The following is a 21,311-nucleotide window of genomic DNA, read 5'->3' on the forward strand; positions in this document are numbered from 1 at the left end:
AAAAACGTTTTCGTAAATAGGTATTTCGTGCAACACTTCTAAAAAGAAGTGTTAAAAAAAACCAAAGACCAAAAACGTTTTTGGAATAAACGAGGTGTAGAATGGCAAAATCAATTTATGACGTGGCACAGGAAACGGGATTATCAGTAAGTACGGTATCAAGAGCATTAAACGGATACAGCGATGTATCGGCCAAAACCAGGGCGCGCGTGGTGGAGGCGGCGGAAAGACTTGGGTACGTTCCCAATACCAGTGCCAAAAATCTGTCTTCAAAGAACAAAAAGAATGTGGCTTTGCTCATCTGCGGACTTTTGGAAGAGGCCCAGTCTAACGAGTTCATGATGAATGTTATCCAGGGGGCTTATACTTACATGATGAAGCATGAGATCAATCTGGCTATGTATTCCATTGGGAAGGAAGAACAGGAAAAAAAGGATTTTGACACATTTTGCAGAGAATATTCATTATCAGGGGCCGTAATTATGGGCCTAAGGATAACGGATCCTCTGGTAAAAAGCCTGCCTCACTCCGCTCTGCCCTGTGTTTCCATTGATATCCAGCTGGACGGAGCATGCACATCAGCAGTCATGACAGATGACAGAAAGGCATTTGAGCAGGTCACCCAGTACGTGATCGATCGTGGTCACCGGAAACTGATTCTTGTTTATGGGCGGAAAAAGTCCGATGTTTCCATCAGACGTCAACAGGGTTATTTAGATGCCCTTGAAAAGAACGGCATTGATCCCAAAAGCTGCAAAGTGATCTATACGGACTTTATGGAACAGAAAGCGTACGAAGGAACAAAGAAACTGCTGAAGGAATATAAAGAGGAGGCTGGGACCGCGTTTATCTGCATGAGCGACTTAACGGCCATAGGCGTTTTAAGAGCAGTTCAGGAGCTGGGATATCAGAGCCCAAAAGATTTTTCCATTACCGGTTATGACGGCAACTACTTTATGAAATACATTGATCCTTTTATCACCCGCGTCAACCAGAATATGTGGCAAAAAGGTTACGATGCGGCTAAGCTTCTCATGAAAATGGTGAATGACGAAAAGTATTCCAGGGTTCATATGACAAAATATTTTCTTGAGGAAGGCAAGAGTGTGAAGCAATTGTAAAAAATATTAAGGAGGATATTTATGAAAAGAAAATTGGCGGGGATTATGGCAGCCGTTATGGCTGCGGCAATGTTGATCAGCGGCTGTTCCGGTGGGAACAGTAAAACAACGGCACCAGGGGCAGGCAATTCTGAAAATGCATCGGGGAAGGAAATACAGATGACTTTTCCAACCTATCTGGCAGGTGAAAATGTTGGAGCTGTTTTCTTTCTGCCCGAAGTTGAGCGGTTTAATCAGAAGTACGCAGGCAAGTATAAGATCGTGATCGAGGAGGTTCCTCAGGCCCAATATGCGGAAAAAATCAAGCAGTTGGCCCAGCAGAATAAACTTCCCGCCATTGTCCATGCACCTGGTTCCGGTGGTATCGATCTTCAGTGGTTTAAGAGCGTAGTTCTTGCCAATGGCATGGCATATGACTTAAGCGAATTTGCAAATGCTAACCCCGAGGTAAAAAATAACTGGATTGATGACTCCATGGATTACTGCACCGTGGACGGAAAACTTATCTGCAAGCCCCTTTCCGTGTTAAAGCCCGTGGGTCTGTATTATAACAATACCATGTATAAGCCGGAAAAAGCCGTTAAGGATATGAAGCTTGACGAGTTCATGGAAAGTATCGGAGATAACAAGTTTGCATTCCAGACTGCGGAAAATGCCTGGACATCAGGACTTCTCCTTACTGCTCTTATTGCCAATCAGGAGGGGGGAGAGACGTATCTGGCTCAGTATGTGGATGACAAACTTTATGATTACACCGATGCAAAGATCGTTTCCGCCATATCCATTCTGCAGAAACTCCTTCAGAGCAATGCATCAGCCAATACCATAGGCGCAGCTTACGCAGATGCAGCCAATGCATTTATGAGCAAAAGTGCTGCCATTATATGCAACGGATCCTGGATGGCCTCTGATTTTGATGAAGAATCAGCAGACAAGTGGTCAAATGGATTTACCGGTGAGGAAGTGAATTCAGATATTTATCCAGGAAATTTTGCCATTGCCAATCCGAGAGTATTCGGTGAATTCTGGATCGCAAATACCGCTTCTGATGAGGAAAAAGAGCTGGCAAAAGCCTTCTTTGCTTTCCGTGATTCCAAGGAAGAAATCGAGCAGCTGGTACTGACCGAAGGCGGAGTAGCTCCGAAGCTTCATTACAGCGACGAATTCTTAAAGAAGCAGGCAGAAAACCGCATCTTATCCCAGCTTGCCGAAAGCATGGATGAAAATACCAGATACACAGCATCTATTTTCGATGTGATGCCGGCTTCCGTTGCTGATACGGAATTTGGTAAGTTGCTCCCTAAGCTTGCAGACGGAACCCTTACGCCGGAGGAATTCTGCAGCCAATTGACTCAGAAGGCGGAAGAAGCTAAAAACTAAACATCGTACATGGGAAGTCAAGCGGATATTCGCAATCCGCTTCGCTACTTGCTCATAACCGAATAGCAGCTATCGCTGCTTGTCAGGTGGAGTTTGTACTCCACCTGACACAAGCAAGTCCCAACCCACCCTTAATGCTTTTCGCATTTGAAGTGGGGACTTACTTGATTCGGTTAAATACTGTTGCAAAAGCCTGTGAAGACAGGGGTATTGCAGCAGTATTTTTAGAAAGAGGGGAAGAAAATGAAAGCAGGAAAATCAAATCCCACTGTTTTGGAGAGAAGGAATTATAAGTGGTGCTACTTATTTTTGCTGCCCTCCCTCCTGATATTTTTGCTGTTTTACTTATCACCAATCCTTACAGTAATCGCCACCTCCTTTACCAAGTGGGATGGCTTCAATAAACCGGTTTTCATAGGACTTAAAAATTACATCGATCTTTTTCGTTCCAAAACCTTTCTCATATCTTTGAAAAACCTTCTAGCCTGGTCCGTGATTGCCGCAACTTTCCATGTGGGATTCGGCGTGCTGATGGCATTTGTACTGTATGCAAAGCCCAAAGGCTGGAAATTCACCAGAGTGATTTTTATGGTGCCTAACGTGATTTCAGCAGCTGCCTGGGCCATGATATATAAATTTATCTTCAATGACGATATGGGTATTTTAAATAACCTGATCCGAAAATTTTCACCGGACTTTCATGTCCAATGGTTCTTCCAGTCCCCATATGCATTCTGGGCGGTTACATGCACCTGGATCTTTTATGCGGTGATTGTAACCCTTGTTGTATTAAATGATTTGATGGCAGTCCCGGAGGAAGTGGTGGAAGCTGCCAGGGTAGACGGGGCATCCCCATGGCAGCTGACCCGTCATATCATGCTTCCCCTTTGCAGAAATGCCATTGGAACCGGAGTGATCTGTTCCATTACTTCCAGGATCGCCATGTATGAACAGATCAGGCTGACGACCGCAGGCGGCCCTGGGGACGATACCATGAATATACCGCTAATCCTGGTCAATTCCATATCTGATATGAAATACGGATACGCCAATGCCAACGGTATGGTTATGTTTGCTCTGGGCCTGATCATTCTGGCAACCGTTAATATTACATTCCGTATGAATGACAGCATCTATTAAGAGGAGGGACGAAATGAAGAAAAAAATTACTGTATTTTGTATGTATTTTCTTATGGTCTTTACTGTGATCATATCGGTCTTTCCGATTCTCTGGGTGATCATGTCATCCTTTAAAACAAATGCCCAGATTCTTGGAAATCCATTTACACTGCCGACTTCCATAAGTTTTGAACCATATATATACTTATTTGAGAAATATGATTTTCTGCGGTACGCGGTCAATTCCTTTCTGGTCTGCATTACTTCAACGCTCCTTTCGCTGCTGTTCTTTGCCATGGGCGCTTATGTAATCGGAAAGTACCGTTTTCCAGGAAAATCACTGATTTTTGCCTTGTTTACCATTACGCTGCTGGTCCCTTCCCATTCCAAGGCACAGCCCATCTTTTCCCTGATCATGAAGATAAATCTGTATGACAATATCTGGGGTCTGGCGGTGGTTTACTTATCCATGGGGCTTGCAATGTCCGTGTTTATCTTAAAATCCACCTTTATGTCCATTCCATCATCTTTGGATGAGGCGGCCAGGCTGGAAGGAGCTGGTTTTCTCCGTGTATTTTTCCAGATTAACCTTCCTCTGGCAAAAGGCGGATTGGCTACAGCCGGGATTCTTATGTTTTTAAATAACTGGAATGAATTTTTTTATGCTTCCCTGCTGACCTCTTCCAATAAGAACAGGACTCTGCCGGTAGCGCTGCAATTTTTTACCGAATCATTTTCATATGACTACACAAAGCTGTTTGCCGCTTTGACCCTTGTCGTGCTTCCGGGCATCATTTTATATGCGCTGGCTCAGGAACAGGTACAGGCCAGCGTTGCGGCATCAGGAGTAAAAGGCTGACAATATAGGAGAGCATAATGATCAACACAATGAATTTTTTTAAGGGCCAGAGAGATTTAAAAAACTGGCTGATGGAGGAAACGGAATTTGATGCCCGGAACCTGGGAAAATACGAGGCGGTTTTTGCCCAGGGAAACGGATACATAGGGATGCGGAACGCTCTGGAAGAGCGGTATGTGGAAGAGGTGAGGAACACGTTCATCACCGGAACCTTTAATAAAGCGGGAGATGAAGAGGTGACGGAACTTCCCAATCTTCCGGATGTAACGGCTATGGATATCTATGTTGACGGATACCGTCTGAACCTGCAGTCAGGTAAGGTCATGGAGTATTCCAGGATCATGAACTTAAAGAACGGAGAAACCACCAGAAAGGTTGTGTGGGAATGTCCGTCGAAGACTCTGGTAACGGCGGTTTTTAAACGGTTTATATCCTTAAAAAATGAACATGTTGCGGCGGAATATCTGGAGCTGTCCTGTGACGGCAGCACGCAGCTGGTGATTGAAACGGGAATTCATGGAGATGTGACAAACCATGGAGCCATGCATTTTGAGAATTTAAGGCGCAGGATCTATGACGGCATCACCCTGCAGTTCCTGGCGGAAACCACCGAGTCCCGGGTGCTGGCGGCGGTCCACAGCGCCTGCAGGATAAGCCGGGAGGAAAAGCCTCTTCCGGTTATGGGCAGAAGAAATATGGATCTGCGCTGGTCTGTGAAAGCAGAGGCCGGTGAAACCATCCGCCTGGAAAAGATATCCTGCTTTCATTCTTCCAGGGATCTGGCTTACGAAAAGGAAGAGCAGCCTGATATTCTTAATCGGCTGAAAGCAGACGGCATGGAATGTTTACAGACCGAATTTGATAAGGGATATGAAAGACTGCTGGCGGAGTCAGAGGCAGTGTGGAAAGAATTCTGGAAAGACCATGAGGTGACCATACGGGGAAATGATGATTTTGATCAGCTTGCCCTACGTTTTGCCCAGTATCATCTGAATATTATGGTGAAAAAAGATGACAACCGGGTGGGGATTGCTGCAAAGGCTTTGACTGGAGAAGGCTATAAGGGCCATTCCTTTTGGGATACGGAAATGTTTATACTGCCTTATTTTACCCTTACAGAACCCCAAACTGCCAGAACCCTTCTGGAATACCGTTACAGAAATCTCTATGGCGCCCGCAAAAAGGCTGCTGAAAACGGCTGGGAGGGGGCCATGTATCCATGGGAGTGCGCCTGGATCGACGATGGTGAGGTAACTCCCTTATATCTTGGTACCGACGTAGTAACAGGCAAGGTGCAAAAGTGCCTGACAGGATTAATCGAGCATCATATCAGCGCGGATGTGGCTTATGCGGTATGGCAGTATTACCAGGCCTCCGGAGATCAGGACTATATGGACCGGTACGGATATGAAATCATATTGGATACGGCTCTTTTCTGGTCCAGCCGATTAGAATGGAATGAGAAAAAGGGCTGTTACGAAATCCTTGATGTGATCGGGCCGGATGAGTATAAGGAGCATGTGGATAATAATGCCTATACCAATTATATGGCGGATTATAATATGGGGCTGGCGGAACGTATTATGGAAACTTTGCCAAAGGAAAATAAGGATGTTTCAGACCGGCTTGATGAGAAGTTCCATTTTGACCGGTTAAAACAGAGGCTAAAGGAAAAGAGGGCAAAGCTCTACTTACCGGTGCCCGGGGAAAACGGCATTGTACCTCAGACCGACCAGTATATGAGCTTGGAGCCAATTGATCTGGCACCTTATAAGGCCTCCGGAAAGGTCCTTGGAATCCACCAGGATTATAATATGGAGCAGATGGGCAAACTCATGGTTTCCAAACAGGCTGATACCGTCATGCTGGACTTTGTGATGCCTGATTTATTTTCCTTGGAAACAAAAAGAAAAAACTTTGTATTTTATGAAGATAAGACCCTTCATGATTCATCCTTAAGCCGCTGCGTTCACGCAGTTTTAGCCAATGATTACGGAATGGAGGACATGGCCTACCAAATGCATCAGGCAGCATGCTCCATCGATCTGGGACCCAATATGAAATCATCGGAGGAAGGAATACACAGTGCCTCCATCGGAGGGATCTGGTTAAGCTGTGTCATGGGCTTTGGGGGGCTGAGGATCCGCCGCGGCGGTTTGGAACTTAATCCAAAGCTTCCTAAGGCCTGGGAAGAGCTTCGGTTTCCTCTGGTATGGAAGGGCCAGAAGCTGACGGTTACAGTGGATAAGAAAGGCGTTACAATCGCAAACAACGGAAGCAGCCCGGTGTCGCTTATGGTATTCGGAAGAAACAGCAGGGTGGAACCGGAAGCATCTGTTTACGTGGAAAAGAAAACCTATGAAGCGGTTATTTTTGATTTGGACGGCGTGATCTGTCATACCGATCATTATCACTATCTTGCATGGAAAAAGGTGGCAGATGAGCTGGGAATTTATTTTGATGAGATCATCAATAACCGGCTGCGGGGTGTCAGCCGGAAGGAGAGCTTTGATATCATACTGGAGCGGTATGATAAGGTCATGAGGGAAGAAGATAAGGAAAGATATCTAGCAAAGAAAAACGAAGGCTATAAAAAGCTGTTAGAAGGCATGACCCCTGCCGATTTGCCGGAGGAAACAAAAGATACGTTGACGGAGCTAAGAAAACGGGGGATGAAACTGGCGATCGGCTCCTCCAGTAAGAACGCAGGACTGATCTTAAAACAGTTGGGATTGGAACATTTTTTTGATGCCGTCTCTGACGGAAATGCAATCACCCATTCAAAGCCCCATCCGGAAGTATTTCAAAAGGCAGCGGCCATGCTGAACTGCAAGGCGGAAAACTGCCTTGTAGTAGAAGATGCCGAGGCAGGGCTTATAGCAGCAAAATCTGGCGGAATGGATTGCGGAGCAGTGGGAGATGCGGTAAAATCTTTATTAGCAGATTATAAGCTTTCAGCCTTCAGTCAGCTGCTGGAGATCGTCGGATAAGGAGGAATTCAGATGGAGGAACACAGGAGACAACTGGATATCCGCTCCGTACCTTTTAGCAGATACGGCTCTTATTTGGCATTTTCCTATCCCCAGGATGGTACGAAGGAATTTGATGGCCACATTGCGGTGCGGGTACTTTACGGCGCGTTTTCCCAACAGGAGACTTATCCCATTATACCGGTAAATGATGATGGGAAACAGGAAGAGACGATAGCAGTTTCCATGTCGCCCTGGGAACTGGATGTAACGTCTGAAACAGGAGAATACTCCATATGCTTTGGGGATGAGGAAGGGTTTCTCCTGAAATCAAACAGCTCGGTCCTGATTACAAAGACTAAAGTGGGTTCCTATGACAGAGTGATGGGACACATGGATGGAAGCTTTGAAATAGCAGGAGATGATATGGCTCTCCACGTGACCCTGCGAAAAGGAAAGGCAAAGGATCAATCAGCATGTCCGGACAATGGCTTTGGAAGCAGCAGGCTGGAGCTTCTTCTAAGCCCGGAGGAGGGAGAGCTGTTGGCCGTGATCACCCTTACCGGCTTAAGTCCGCAGAAAAAAGAGTACGGGAGTTATGCCCTGTGCCGTCAGACGGTAAAAGAGGAATATCTGGAGTTTGAGAAAGGGATCATGATCGGTTTAAAGGGAACAGATCCTGCTTTTGAAAAAGCCGGAAGGGAAGCAGCCTATGTTTTGTGGCATTCCGTGCTCCAGCCTTCCGGCTATATCAAAAGACCGGTAATGGTCATGACAAAAAACTGGATGAATCTGGTATGGAGCTGGGATTATGCCTTTAACGGCCTTGCCTTGGTCTCGTCCCAGCCTGAGCTGGCATACAGCCAGTTTTTAGCCATGGCGGACCAGCAGGATGAGTATGGCGCATACCCTGATGCTTACCAGGCAAGGACGATTATCCGCTCCTTTGTAAAGCCGCCGGTCCAGGGATTTATTCTAAAGAAAATGTTTCAGATCCATGATCCGGGCAGGGAAGTAAAGGAGAGGCTGTACCGTTCTGTTGCCTCCTTTACCGACTGGTGGATGACCTACCGGGTGGAGGAAAACGGCATCCCCACCTACCAGCATGGCAATGATTCCGGATGGGACAATGCCACCATATTCCGTCTGGGCCTGCCTGTCCAGTCGCCGGATTTATCGTCCTGGCTTGTATTGCAGATGGAGTTTCTGGAGCATACGGCAAGGCAGCTTGGTTGGCAGCAAGAGGCTGAAGCATGGAAGGAAAAGGGGGAAAATCTGCTCTCTAAGCTGCTGGCCTATTTTGTGAGAGAGGGCCGGTTTGAAGCGGTGAAGATCCCTGAGATGGAAGTGGTTCCTTCCGATTCCCTGATTTTGTATCTTCCCCTGATTCTTGGGGAGCATCTTCCAGAGAAGCTTCGGGAAAATCTAATTTCAGGGCTGTTAGAGAAAGGCCATCTGGCCGGTCTCTGGGGGTTTGCATCAGAGCCTTTGGACAGTATGCTGTTTGAAGAAGACGGATATTGGCGGGGAGCGGTCTGGCCAGCCGCTGTCATGATTATGGTGGATGCCTTAAAACAGTGCGGCAGACAGAAAGAGGCACGTTTTTATGCAGAACGTTTCTGCAGACTTTGTGCTGATAAAGGATTTTATGAAAATTACAGTGCACTGGACGGGCGGGGTCTGAGGGATCACGGCTTTACCTGGACAGCCAGTGTGTTTCTTATTCTGCTGCATGATTATGTATTGGATTAGATGGATCGTGATCTGACTGGCTGTCAGGCACATTAACCATAAATATATTGTAGTAGAAAGGAGAAGACTATGAAAATTTGGTGGAAAGAATCTGTAGTATATCAAATTTACCCCAGAAGCTTCTGTGACAGCAATGGGGATGGGATCGGCGATATAGGGGGGATCATAAGCAAGCTGGACTATTTAAAGGAACTGGGAATCGATGTGGTCTGGCTGTCTCCCGTGTACGATTCGCCAAACGATGACAATGGCTATGATATCCGTGATTACCGTGACATCATGAAGGAATTTGGTACCATGGAGGACTTTGACAGACTTTTAGAAGAGATGCATAAACGGGGAATCAAACTGGTTATGGATCTTGTGGTAAACCACACCTCAGATGAGCATCCATGGTTTTTAGAAAGCAGAAAATCAAAGGATAATCCTTACCGGGATTATTACATATGGAGAGATGGAAAAGACGGAAAAGAACCCAATAACTGGGGATCTTGCTTTTCAGGACCTGCATGGAAATATGATAAGGAAACTGACCAGTATTTCCTTCATCTTTTTTCCGAAAAACAACCTGACTTAAACTGGGATAACGGGAAAGTCCGGACAGAGGTTTACGATATGATGAAATGGTGGCTGGATAAGGGCATTGACGGATTCCGCATGGATGTGATCAGCCTGATCTCCAAACGGGAAGGGCTTCCCGACGGTCCGGCCATGATCAATGGATATGCCAGCTTTAATGTTTCCGCCAACGGACCAAATGTTCACGAATATTTAAAGGAAATGAACCGGGAGGTTTTATCCGGCTACGATATCATGACAGTAGGAGAGTGCTCCGGCGTGACTCTTGAGGAAGCGGCCAGGTACGCATCCTATGATGGAAGTGAACTTAACATGGTATTCCAGTTTGAGCATATGGATGTAGATGGGGACCCTGACAACAAATGGACGGATAAGAAGCTGTATCTTCCGGATCTTAAAGCCATTATGACAAAATGGCAGAAAGGGCTTGAGGGAATTGCCTGGAACAGCCTGTTCTGGGATAATCATGACCAGCCAAGAGTTGTTTCCCGTTTTGGAAGCGACTGTGAGGAATACCGGGAACGCTCAGCCAAGATGCTTGCCACCTGCCTCCATATGATGCAGGGAACTCCCTATGTGTATCAGGGAGAGGAACTGGGAATGACCAATGTCCCCTTTGAAACCATCCATGATTTTCGGGATCTGGACAGCATAAATGCCTACTATGAGCTGACAGAAAAAGGAATTTTCACCCAAGAGGAAATGATGAAGTTTTTAAGGTATAAAAGCCGGGACAATGCGAGGACCCCCATGCAGTGGGATACAAGTGTGAATGCCGGATTTTCAGAAGCCACCCCGTGGATCATGGTAAATCCCAATTATGAAAGCATCAATGCAAAAGAACAGGTGGAACGAAAGACTTCTGTATTCCATTATTATAAACAATTGATTGCTCTGCGCCATGAATATGAGATCATTGTTTATGGCAGTTACGAGCTGCTGCTTCCCGATGATCCGGATATCTATGCCTACGTGAGGACCTTGGGAGACAGGAAGCTGCTGGTCGTATGCAGCTTCTGCGGACGGACGTTAAATTACAGCGTACCAGAGGAATTTGAATCAGGAACTGTTTTGATCAGCAATTATGATACAACGGAGAGAAAAAGCGGAGAACTGAAACCTTATGAAGCGTTTGTGATTTATCAATAGTTTAACCTCATCAAGTAAGTCCCCCACTTCAATGCCGAAAAGGCATAAGTGGTGAGTGGGGACTTACTTGTGTCAGAAGGGGTGTAAGTCCCTCCTGACAAGCTGAGAAAGCAGCTATGAGGTTATGAGCAAGTAGCGGAGCGGATTGCGAATATCCAATTGACTATAAATAAAAAGGCTTTTGCAAAATAGTTCTGCGTGAGACTATTCTGCAAAAGCCTTAAAACAGCACAAAAAATCCCATTCAGTGGGTTATTCCGAATGGGATAAAAGTCTGTTCTATGAATTAAGCCATTGTGTTTACAGCTTTTGAGATTCTGGATACTTTTCTGGAAGCGGTATTCTTATGATATACGCCCTTAGTAGTAGCCTTATCGATCTCTGAGATAGCGTTTACTAAAATTGCCTGTGCAGCAGCCTTGTCACCGGCAACGATAGCAGCCTCTACCTTCTTGATAGATGTTTTCACTTTGGATCTGATCGCTTTATTTCTTGCAGCCTTTGTTTCGTTTACTAAAATTCTCTTTTTTGCAGATTTAATGTTAGCCAATCGGTACACCTCCAATAATATGATATATGATTATTCTTTGTTTTGCATCAAAGCCTGGACACGGACAGTTCAATGTAAACATACCTTTGTATTCTAACGAATTTCGACGCAGATGTCAATACATAATTCCCGTATTTTTGCAGAAAATACCTTAGAAATGCTGGAAAGCCATACAGGCATGCCTTTATGCCCAAAAAGCATGAGTAATAAAGAGGAAAGCCGTACAGGCATACCTTTATGCCAAAAACATTGGCAATAAAGAGGAATGCCTTAAGGAATACCTTTATGCCCAAAAAGCATGGGCAGTAAATAGGAAAGGTGGAAAAAATGGAAAACACATTTACAGTGCGTACAGACCTTGCAGTAGAAGAAAGAGAGAGTTTCCCGGGGGATGGCGGTGAGATATCAGGTGTGTCTCTGCGTGAGTGGCATCGATCAGACAGTCACATAAAAATGACTGAGGTAAAAATTCTTGACGAAAAAGGCTCAAAGGCCATGGGAAAACCCATTGGGACCTATATTACCCTGGAGGCCGATGAGCTTTCCATGAAAGACGAAGATTATCACAGAGAAGTATCGGAGGAGCTGGCAAACCAGATCGAACGCCTTCTTGCAGGAAAAGATTACCGGAAACCCAATTTTCATGTTTTGGTGGCAGGGCTTGGCAATTCATCCGTAACGCCGGACTCCCTTGGCCCCAGAGTTTTAAATAATCTCCAGGTAACAAGGCATCTGAAGATCCAGTACGGAGATGATTTCTGGAAAGGAAGAACCATGCCAGTTATCAGCGGTATCGTTCCTGGAGTCATGGCTCAGACAGGAATGGAAAGTGCCGAGATTTTAAAAGGAATTATTAAAGAAACTGAGCCGGATCTCATCATTGCCATTGATGCGCTGGCAGCCAGAAGCGTAAAGCGGCTTGGAACTACCATTCAGCTTACGAATACAGGAATCCACCCAGGTTCTGGTGTGGGAAATCACAGACACAGCCTTACGTTGGAAAGCCTTGGTGTGCCGGTTATGGCCATTGGAGTGCCCACCGTTGTAGGGGCGGCAGCCATTGTCCATGATACGGTTTCCGCCATGATCGGCGCTCTTTCTGAAAGCATGGAAACAAAGGGAATGGGGGATTTCATCGGTAAACTGAACTCGGATGAGCAGTATGATCTAATCCGGGAATTGCTGGAACCGGAATTCGGACCAATGTATGTAACACCTCCAGATATTGATGAAACGGTAAAGGAACTTAGCTTTACCATCTCGGAAGGAATTCATCTGGCATTTTTGGGACAGGAAGTTTCGTAGTAAATGACAGGCATTCCGCATAGGATATTATGAATAATCTATGCAGGAAGGCGGTTATGAGGCGAAGAAACAAGGGTATTAACTGGTATATAAGAAAAATGATGATCATAATAAGCCTGGTCCTGGCCGTTCTTCTCAGCATAAAAGAAGTTTCAGAAGTGAGAAAAAAGGCGGATCCGCATAAAGTGGAAAATTGGGCGAAAGAAGGGGCCGGCTTTGGGATTTCCTATATCTGGAGGCTGCAGTATCCGGCCGTAACATGGGATGAGAGTAATCAAAACAGTATTCTGTCCGGGCCCCATGAAAAATCCATGATAAACGTTCTCTGTGATATTCTTTTCAGTCAGTCACCGCTTTACCGGTATGGCGGCAGCGGCAAAACGGAAACGAATCATGGAGAAATGGACCCGGCCTATGAAGGATATTTAGAAAGCGGAAAGTTTTATGAGGAACATAGTTTCCTTTTATATGACGGCGGAGAGGAAAGCGGAGAAGACGGAAGCATCAATGCCGGAACCCATAAGACACAGCCGGCAGAGCAGCCTCCGGCTGGAGGGGATACGACAACCAATCAGGTACCGGAACAAAATCAGACAGCAGAGACTGGCCAGGCGGCAAAAGCGGATAAAGAAAGTACGCTTACTGCGGATAAGGACCCTGCCATGACCTGTGCATCCAGCACTTTATGGCCGATCGCAGGGGCCGTATACCGCAAGGAACAGCTGGCTGACTATGACTTCCTCATCCAGCATTTTTACAGTATCCATACTTCCACAACGGCCGGCAGGGATTTAATGAAGGCGGATGAGTTTCTTTCCAAAGACTTTACCCTGGAGGGTGGAAACGACAAACCACAGATCCTCATTTACCATACCCATTCCCAGGAGGAATTTTCGGACCACGGGCCGAATAATCCCAATGCGACTGTGGTGGGAATCGGAAATTATCTTACGGAGCTTTTGACCAAAAAAGGCTACAATGTGATTCATGATACTTCGGTTTATGATTTGCAAAACGGAAAGCTGGATAGAAACAAAGCATATACGTATGCCCTGGATGGCATTACAGAAATCCTCCAGAAGAATCCTTCGATAGAGGTGATACTGGATGTTCACCGGGATGGGGTAAATGAGAATCTGCATATGGTGAACCAGGTAAATGGGAAACCCACTGCACCCATTATGTTTTTTAATGGGGTCAGCCAGACACCAAAAGGACCGATTGAGTATCTTCCCAATCCTTATCGAACGCAGAATCTTGCTTTCAGCTTACAGATGCAGCTTGACGCTGCAGCTTATTTTCCAAATCTGACCCGGAAAATATACTTAAAAGGACTTCGGTATAACCTGCACTTGAGAGCCAGGTCGGCCCTGATTGAAGTAGGTGCCCAAACCAATACATACCAGGAAGCATTAAATGCTATGGAACCTCTGTCAGAAATTTTGGATATGGTGTTGCAAGGTAATTAAAAAATTGTATATATAAATACATAAAGCAGGGAACCCGCTTAGATGTCAGGTATTCTCTGCTTTATATTATAAGATAATAAAAATTTAATACGATTTCCTTTAAATTTCTCTGCAGTCCCACTTATTTAGTAGCCTTTTTTCTGTATAGTTTACTAAACATATAGCAGAATATAGGTATCTATCATTTTGCTGCCAGGAAAGTAATTGCAGATTGAAATGGGATATGTTACCATAATGGCATGAAACAATCGCGTCACTGCAAGGGTGTCGGCCTTCCATTATTACATAGATGGGAGGTTGTGCGGATGAAGTACGAATTTATAGACCTTATGGCTTTTGGTACATTCATTTTAGCATTGCTAACCTTTATTTTTTATAATTGTAAGTAGCGTTTTTCTATAAAGTCCCAGAAATGGGCATAGAAAAACCACCCTTGTAAACTTTGGCGAGTGTAAAGGGTGGAGTTTCTATTCGGAGTATTTGGCCAACCCCTTGTATTGGGGCGGTAGTTTCTTTGATATTATTCTAATATATAGTTACTGTATTTGCAAGTGAAAGTGATGTCATTTTAGTAACACTATAATACTACTATTTTTACCAAGGATAGTAAACCAAGCAATCCTCCTTGCCTTTTCAACGGAATTACAAGGAAATTCAACGCTTTCACAGTGGACAATCGGTAATTTTAATGGTATATTTTTAAAGATATCATAGTAATCTGGCGGATTGTGCCCTTAGGGATGGGCCTGGCCGGAAAACACCAGAAACATCAGAAAAGAGGAATTAACTATATGGCAGCTGCCCAGCAGAATAAAATACGCAACTTTTGTATTATCGCTCATATTGATCACGGAAAGTCAACCCTTGCAGACAGGATCATAGAGAAGACAGGTTTGCTCACCAGCAGGGAAATGCAATCCCAGGTGCTTGATAATATGGATTTGGAACGGGAGCGGGGAATTACCATTAAAGCCCAGGCAGTCCGGACCGTTTACAAGGCCGGGAATGGCGAAGAATACATTTTTAACATGATTGACACTCCAGGTCACGTGGACTTTAACTATGAGGTTTCCCGAAGCCTTGCAGCCTGTGACGGAGCCATCCTGGTTGTGGATGCTTCCCAGGGAATCGAGGCGCAGACACTGGCGAATGTCTATATGGCTCTGGATCACAATCTTGACGTATTTCCGGTATTAAATAAAATCGATCTTCCAAGCGCGGAACCGGAGCGTGTGGTGGAGGAGATCGAAGATGTCATCGGGATTGAAGCCCATGATGCTCCCAGAATTTCTGCAAAGACAGGGCAAAATGTGGAAGCAGTCCTGGATGCGATTGTTGAAAAGATCCCGGCTCCAAAGGGAGACCCTGATGCTCCCCTCCAGGCCCTGATTTTCGACTCTCTTTATGATTCCTATAAAGGTGTCATCGTTTTCTTCCGTGTTAAGGAGGGAACGGTAAAAAAAGGCGACAGGGTGCGCATGATGGCTACCGGAGCAATAGAAGAGGTTGTGGAGGTCGGCTATTTCGGCGCAGGCCAGTTCCTTCCGTGCGAGTCGCTAAGCGCCGGTATGGTAGGGTATCTGACAGCCAGTATAAAGAATGTAAAAGAAACCGCTGTGGGTGATACCATTACCAATGCGGACCGGCCTTGTAAGGAGCCTCTTTCAGGCTATAAGAAAGTAACTTCCATGGTTTACTGCGGCCTGTATCCTGCGGATGGAGCCCGTTATAATGATCTGCGGGACGCTTTGGAAAAGCTTCAGCTTAATGATGCTTCCCTGTTCTTTGAGCCGGAGACTTCTCTTGCCCTTGGCTTTGGTTTCCGATGCGGATTTTTAGGTCTCCTTCATCTTGAGGTCATTCAAGAGCGTCTGGAGCGGGAATATAACCTGGATCTGGTAACAACGGCACCCGGCGTTGTTTATCATGTTTATAAAAAGAACGGTGAGAAGTTGGAGCTGACGAATCCTTCCAACCTGCCTGATCCAACGGAAATTGAATATATGGAAGAACCAATTGTCAGCGCTGAGATCATGGTGACCACGGAATTTGTAGGCGCCATCATGACTCTGTGCCAGGAAAGGCGGGGCGTGTATCTGGGCATGGAATACATGGAAGCTACCAGGGCACTTTTAAGATATGAGCTTCCTTTAAACGAGATCATTTATGATTTCTTTGATGCCTTAAAATCCCGCTCCAAGGGTTATGCGTCTTTTGATTATGAATTAAAGGGCTACCAGAGGTCAGAACTTGTGAAGCTGGACATTCTGGTAAACAAGGAAGAAGTGGATGCCCTTTCCTTTATCGTCCATGCATTATCTGCCTATGACAGGGGTCGGAGAATGTGCGAGAAGCTTAAGGATGAAATACCCAGACAGCTTTTTGAGATTCCCATCCAGGCGGCTATCGGCGGCAAGATCATTGCCCGCGAGACAGTAAAGGCCATGAGAAAGGACGTTTTGGCCAAATGTTATGGCGGTGATATTTCCCGTAAGAAGAAACTTCTTGAAAAGCAGAAGGAAGGTAAAAAACGTATGCGCCAGGTCGGTAACGTAGAGATACCGCAAAAGGCATTTATGAGCGTACTGAAATTAGATGATGAATAAAAAGAATCTTGAGATTTATGTGCATATCCCGTTCTGCGCGCGTAAATGCGCTTACTGCGATTTCCTTTCTTTTCCCGGAAACCAGCAGATGCAGCGGGAATATACAGAAAAGTTAATAGAAGAGATCAAATGCCAGAGTGCCAAAGTCAAAGAATACCAGGTGATCAGTGTATTCATAGGGGGAGGCACTCCTTCTATATTAAGTATAGGAGACATGGCTGCAGTTCTTCATGCTCTCAGGGAAGCGTTTGAGATTCTTCCTGGTGCAGAGATCACGATGGAGGTAAATCCTGGTACGGTAACGGCCGAGGCGCTTTCCTGTTACAGAGAAGCAGGGGTGAACCGGATCAGTATGGGGCTTCAGTCTGCAGATGACAAAGAACTGCGCTATTTAGGCAGAATTCATACTTACGATGAATTCCTGAAAAGTTATCAAAGAGTCCGTATGGCCGGATTTGACAACGTAAATGTGGATTTGATTTCAGCAATTCCAGGGCAGACATTGGAATCGTGGAAGAATACCTTAAAAAAGGTGACAATGCTGAAGCCGGAGCATATATCTGCATATAGTCTGATCGTGGAAAAGGGGACACCTTATTTTGACCGGTATGGAGAGAAGGGAAATATGGAAAACCACTGTCTGACCCCGGAAAAAGGTTATAATTTGATGTCCCTGCCGGATTTGCCGGATGAGGATACAGAGCGTGAAATGTATTACCTGACCCAGGAATTTCTAAACGAACAAGGGTATGAAAGGTATGAAATATCCAATTATTCTAAAAACGGGTACGAATGCAGGCATAACATCGGCTATTGGACAGGAGTAGAGTATCTGGGCTTAGGTCTGGGTTCCGCCTCTTATTTGCATGGATGCCGTTTTCACAATACTTCTGCATTCGATGAGTATTGCAGCGCCCGTCTGGACCAGGAAGAAGCATTTCAGAGAGTGTTGAGGCAGGAGTTTGAGCAGCTTACCATAGAGGAAAAGATGGAAGAATACATGTTTCTTGGGCTGCGTCTCATGAAAGGTGTCTCGGTCCACGGGTTTGTCAGCAACTTTGGCCACAATATCCGGAGCATTTACGGTATGGTGCTGGATGCAATGGAAGAGGAAGGGCTTATGGAGTATAAAGATGGCTATTACCGTCTGACCTCCAGAGGGATCGACATCAGTAATTATGTTATGAGCCGGTTTTTAAAATAAGCAGAATCCGTAGGCTATAATGAAGGATGGTAATTTTTAACATTATTTAATACAATTAACCTAATATTAATTACATGATACAACTTTTTGATTTTACGTTTAAGTAGAATAATAGGCGAAGATAAGAAGAGAGATTTTGGGTTTTATGTCCGACATTATTATACGAAAACAAGAATCATTTAGTTCGAAGAAGCTTCGTTAAAAAAATGACTCACGGAAAGTTGATAGGTTTTCTTTTCAATGCCAGACAGAAATCTTCTTGTTTATAAAAGAGGATTTCTGTTTTTTATTTTAACTTACCGCGAATGTAGAATATTTTATCCCTGAATTGGGAACGATTCGTATTTGAAATATATGGTACTGCATAATAGGAGGACAATATGGATATAGCCTGTAAGCGTAAAGCAAGAATCGTTACAGATACGCTGATCAATGAATATTGTGCGTGGTTGCACGATTGTGAAAAGAGCAAAGAAACAATTCGGAGTTACCGATATCATCTCTGCTTATTCATGCGCTATCTCAATGGAAGATCTGCTAATAAAGAAATTGTGATTATGTGGAAGGGTGTTATGCGCGAAAAAATGGCTCCCGTGACGGTAAACGGGGCTTTGGCTGCGCTTAATGGTTTTTTTAATTATTGCAATTGGGAGGATTGTAAAGTGAAATTTCTTAAAATCAGCCGCAATACTTTTTGTTCAGCAAACAAGGAGTTGTCAAAGGATGAGTATAGGAGATTGGTAAAAACTGCTTTGGATAAAAGTAATATAAGATTGGCTTTATTGCTGCAGACGATCTGTTCAACCGGAATCAGGGTATCGGAATTACCTTTTATTACGGTAGAAGCTGCAGTCAAAGGACGGGCGGAAGTGGATTGTAAGGGAAAAGTGAGAACTGTGTTCCTTACAAGACAGTTATCTCAGATGTTAATATTGTATGCACAAAAAAAGCATATAGAAAGCGGTATGATTTTTATAACAAGGAATGGAGCTGCATTGGACAGAAGTAATATCTGGAGAGAAATGAAAGCATTGGGCGTAGAAGCGGGCGTCGCTAAGGAAAAAATTTATCCCCATAATCTACGACATTTATTTGCCAGATCTTACTATGATTCAGAGAAGGATTTGTCCAGACTTGCTGATATATTAGGACATAGCAGCGTAAATACGACACGTATTTATACGATAGAAAGCGGCTATAACCATATAAGACAGCTGGAAAGTCTGAAATTGCTTGTTGAAGTTGACGACAGAATTCCTCTTTTGTTGTAAAAGCATAATAGTATCTTAAAATATTCTACTACATAAAGGAAATAAAATCCACTATTTTTCTTCAAAATCTCCTTTTTTTGAAATTCAAGTACAACAAATAAGCTGGCTTGCATAATTTTTGCAAAACCGGCCTTTTATAATGTCAATATTTAGGTAAGAAGAACCGGAACGTTATATCAAACCCGGTTTTTCTTTTTTTTAAACAACAAAAGAGGAATTCTGTTGTATTTTGCAAACAGTATACATGTTGAGTACCAATTTTCCCTATAACGGGAAAAACTCCATGAAGATGTAACTTAAGAGAAAGGAAGGTTTAAATGAGGAATGAAAAAGAGATTATGTGTGCTAATGTTCTTTGCACTTTCGGTGGGCTTTTTAACGTCATCTTTTCATGAAGATGTCTATGCTGCCGAAGGCTGGAAGATCGAGAATGGCGAATGGTCATACCTTGATTCGGATGATCAGCCGATGACAAATGTTTGGAAAAAATCAAAGGACAGTTGGTATTACTTATCATCGGAAGGAACGATTCTTAAGAATTGTATGTTCCGTCTGGGAAACACCGGCTATTTTGTGGACGAAGATGGAAAGATGGTTCAAAACACCTGGGTCTGGATTGATGAAACCAAAGACCCGGAAGACAATTCTGAAGAAGGCTGGTACTATTTCGGAACTGATGGCAAGGCGTATCAAAGAAAGGGCAACAGTTTCAAAAAGAAGATTAATGGTAATACCTATCTTTTTAATGAAGATGGACTTATGTTAACCGGTTGGTTTGATGATAATGGAAATTCCATCAATGATGCGGATGATCCGTTTGTAGAAGGGGTTTACTATTCCGGAGAAGATGGGGTTCTGTTTACAGAAAAATGGCTGGATTATGGTGAAATCGGCTATGGGACCGGTGGTTCTGAGCTGCTTAGTAACATGACTGACCGCTATTATTCGGATTATGAAAAGATGTGGATCTATTTTGATGAAAATTCCAAAAAGGTTTGCAGTAAAGGAGAGAATTTAAAGCAGAAGAATATCGGTGAAAATGCTTATGGGTTTGATGAAAATGGAATTATGAATCCATGGTGGAGCAAAGTTGCAACCATCAGCAATGCGGATAAAAGCAATCCTACCAGCTCCACTTCTGCAAGATTTTATTCCGCTTACGATGGAGGCAAGCTTCTGAAAAACATGTGGTTCTGGATGTACCCGTCGGAAAATCTGGATGAAACGGATTATTATGACCAGGAATGCAGCTGGTGGCACACGGATGAAAAAGGGGAAGTCTACCGGAACCGGATCCGTAACATCAGCGGAAAAAATTATGCCTTTGACGGAATCGGAAGGATGAAGACGGGCTTTGTATTGTTCGACGGAAAATCGGAGTTTGTAGCCCAGTACGATGTGGATGATTGGAGTTCAAAAGATTTTATAGATGGCTCATTGTATGGAATTGAAAAATCCGATCTGTATCTGTTTGCGCCGGACGAATTAAATGACGGTTCCATGCAGATTGGAAAGGAGATCAAGGTGGAGCTGGAGGATGGGGTCTTTACATTTGGATTTTCCGGAACCGGAAAGGCATATGGGAACCGGAATCAGCTTCAGAAAAAAGACAACAGATACTACACCAACGGACTTAGGCTGGAGGCAGATAAAGAATATGGCTATGGTGTGGTAGAGGTTCGGAAGAACGATGAGACGTATTACCAGGTGGTAGATATTAACGGAAAGATTGTAAAAGGTGATAAAAAGGCAGTAAAGGATAAAGAGGGAGGATATCTCCTTATTATTAACGACAGATTTGCAGCCTGGGTGGGAGATGATGAAAAGCCCAGATGGAGAACCGGAACTGATGGTATCGGCTTCTATCATTATGATAAAGACAACAAAGAGAACCCATATGAAGGAGGTCTGATTGCAGGTTATGATACAGAGCCTTCCACAGACGAACTGCCTCCGGAGGAAAGGCTTAATTTCTAAT

General features: G+C 44.4%; 14 protein-coding genes. 13 read left to right on the forward strand and 1 reads right to left on the reverse strand.

Going from position 1 to position 21,311, the window contains the following annotated elements:
- The first annotated feature begins 101 nt into the window (after window positions 1-101).
- The 7 genes from BMX69_RS00120 (at window position 102) to BMX69_RS00150 (ending at window position 10,928) form a co-directional block, all read left to right on the forward strand.
- A complete protein-coding gene (locus BMX69_RS00120) occupies window positions 102-1,121 on the forward strand; it encodes a LacI family DNA-binding transcriptional regulator (RefSeq protein ID WP_100041194.1) in 1,020 nt (339 codons plus the stop codon).
- A 21-nt stretch (window positions 1,122-1,142) separates the two neighbouring features.
- Window positions 1,143-2,501 (forward strand): ABC transporter substrate-binding protein, encoded by a 1,359-nt coding sequence (locus BMX69_RS00125; protein WP_100041195.1) that lies wholly within the window; start codon window positions 1,143-1,145, stop codon window positions 2,499-2,501.
- Window positions 2,502-2,744: 243 nt separating this feature from the next.
- On the forward strand, window positions 2,745-3,641 hold the full coding sequence (locus tag BMX69_RS00130) for a carbohydrate ABC transporter permease (protein ID WP_100041196.1): 897 nt from the start codon (window positions 2,745-2,747) through the stop codon (window positions 3,639-3,641).
- Between the two features lie 13 nt (window positions 3,642-3,654).
- Window positions 3,655-4,479 carry a carbohydrate ABC transporter permease gene (locus BMX69_RS00135; protein ID WP_025231533.1) on the forward strand — a complete coding sequence of 275 codons (825 nt, stop codon included), beginning with the start codon at window positions 3,655-3,657 and terminating at the stop codon, window positions 4,477-4,479.
- Window positions 4,480-4,496: 17 nt separating this feature from the next.
- Window positions 4,497-7,469 carry a beta-phosphoglucomutase gene (pgmB, locus tag BMX69_RS00140; protein ID WP_100041197.1) on the forward strand — a complete coding sequence of 991 codons (2,973 nt, stop codon included), beginning with the start codon at window positions 4,497-4,499 and terminating at the stop codon, window positions 7,467-7,469.
- A gap of 12 nt (window positions 7,470-7,481) precedes the next feature.
- Window positions 7,482-9,200, forward strand: a complete 1,719-nt coding sequence (locus BMX69_RS00145) for an amylo-alpha-1,6-glucosidase (protein ID WP_100041198.1) — start codon at window positions 7,482-7,484, stop codon at window positions 9,198-9,200.
- Window positions 9,201-9,269: 69 nt separating this feature from the next.
- A complete protein-coding gene (locus BMX69_RS00150) occupies window positions 9,270-10,928 on the forward strand; it encodes a glycoside hydrolase family 13 protein (protein WP_100041199.1) in 1,659 nt (552 codons plus the stop codon).
- Between the two features lie 286 nt (window positions 10,929-11,214).
- Here BMX69_RS00150 and rpsT read toward each other — a convergent pair whose 3' ends face one another.
- A complete protein-coding gene (rpsT, locus tag BMX69_RS00155; protein ID WP_038280961.1) occupies window positions 11,215-11,478 on the reverse strand; it encodes a 30S ribosomal protein S20 in 264 nt (87 codons plus the stop codon).
- 327 nt (window positions 11,479-11,805) lie between these two features.
- Between rpsT and gpr the strand changes: the two genes are divergently transcribed.
- The 6 genes from gpr to BMX69_RS00185 all read left to right on the forward strand — a co-directional run bounded on the left by gpr (window position 11,806) and on the right by BMX69_RS00185 (window position 21,310).
- The gene (gene gpr, locus BMX69_RS00160) at window positions 11,806-12,783 is read left to right on the forward strand and encodes a GPR endopeptidase (RefSeq protein WP_100041200.1); all 978 of its coding nucleotides are present in this window, start codon (window positions 11,806-11,808) and stop codon (window positions 12,781-12,783) included.
- 29 nt (window positions 12,784-12,812) lie between these two features.
- Window positions 12,813-14,252 (forward strand): stage II sporulation protein P, encoded by a 1,440-nt coding sequence (locus tag BMX69_RS00165; protein ID WP_242941331.1) that lies wholly within the window; start codon window positions 12,813-12,815, stop codon window positions 14,250-14,252.
- 791 nt (window positions 14,253-15,043) lie between these two features.
- Window positions 15,044-16,858, forward strand: coding sequence for a translation elongation factor 4 (gene lepA, locus BMX69_RS00170; RefSeq protein ID WP_054792058.1), 1,815 nt, complete (start codon window positions 15,044-15,046; stop codon window positions 16,856-16,858).
- Window positions 16,848-18,062: a radical SAM family heme chaperone HemW gene (gene hemW / locus BMX69_RS00175; protein ID WP_100041202.1), complete on the forward strand. Its 1,215-nt coding sequence runs from the start codon at window positions 16,848-16,850 to the stop codon at window positions 18,060-18,062. The genes lepA and hemW overlap by 11 nt, the downstream gene beginning before the upstream one ends.
- 380 nt (window positions 18,063-18,442) lie before the next feature.
- The gene (locus BMX69_RS00180) at window positions 18,443-19,333 is read left to right on the forward strand and encodes a tyrosine-type recombinase/integrase (RefSeq protein WP_100041203.1); all 891 of its coding nucleotides are present in this window, start codon (window positions 18,443-18,445) and stop codon (window positions 19,331-19,333) included.
- 324 nt (window positions 19,334-19,657) lie between these two features.
- Window positions 19,658-21,310, forward strand: coding sequence for a cell surface protein (locus tag BMX69_RS00185; RefSeq protein ID WP_100041204.1), 1,653 nt, complete (start codon window positions 19,658-19,660; stop codon window positions 21,308-21,310).
- The last annotated feature ends 1 nt before the right edge of the window (window position 21,311 follow it).

It is taken from the genome of Lacrimispora sphenoides JCM 1415 (assembly GCF_900105615.1).
GTDB lineage: Bacteria > Bacillota > Clostridia > Lachnospirales > Lachnospiraceae > Lacrimispora > Lacrimispora sphenoides.

Coding starts and splice junctions, on each gene's coding strand:
- BMX69_RS00150 (WP_100041199.1), top strand. CDS start 9,270: ATGAAAATTTGGTGGAAAGAATCTGTAGTATATCAAATTTACCCCAGA.
- gpr (WP_100041200.1), top strand. CDS start 11,806: ATGGAAAACACATTTACAGTGCGTACAGACCTTGCAGTAGAAGAAAGA.
- BMX69_RS00120 (WP_100041194.1), top strand. CDS start 102: ATGGCAAAATCAATTTATGACGTGGCACAGGAAACGGGATTATCAGTA.
- BMX69_RS00145 (WP_100041198.1), top strand. CDS start 7,482: ATGGAGGAACACAGGAGACAACTGGATATCCGCTCCGTACCTTTTAGC.
- lepA (WP_054792058.1), top strand. CDS start 15,044: ATGGCAGCTGCCCAGCAGAATAAAATACGCAACTTTTGTATTATCGCT.
- hemW (WP_100041202.1), top strand. CDS start 16,848: ATGATGAATAAAAAGAATCTTGAGATTTATGTGCATATCCCGTTCTGC.
- BMX69_RS00130 (WP_100041196.1), top strand. CDS start 2,745: ATGAAAGCAGGAAAATCAAATCCCACTGTTTTGGAGAGAAGGAATTAT.
- BMX69_RS00165 (WP_242941331.1), top strand. CDS start 12,813: ATGAATAATCTATGCAGGAAGGCGGTTATGAGGCGAAGAAACAAGGGT.
- BMX69_RS00180 (WP_100041203.1), top strand. CDS start 18,443: ATGGATATAGCCTGTAAGCGTAAAGCAAGAATCGTTACAGATACGCTG.
- BMX69_RS00135 (WP_025231533.1), top strand. CDS start 3,655: ATGAAGAAAAAAATTACTGTATTTTGTATGTATTTTCTTATGGTCTTT.
- BMX69_RS00185 (WP_100041204.1), top strand. CDS start 19,658: ATGAAAAAGAGATTATGTGTGCTAATGTTCTTTGCACTTTCGGTGGGC.
- BMX69_RS00125 (WP_100041195.1), top strand. CDS start 1,143: ATGAAAAGAAAATTGGCGGGGATTATGGCAGCCGTTATGGCTGCGGCA.
- pgmB (WP_100041197.1), top strand. CDS start 4,497: ATGATCAACACAATGAATTTTTTTAAGGGCCAGAGAGATTTAAAAAAC.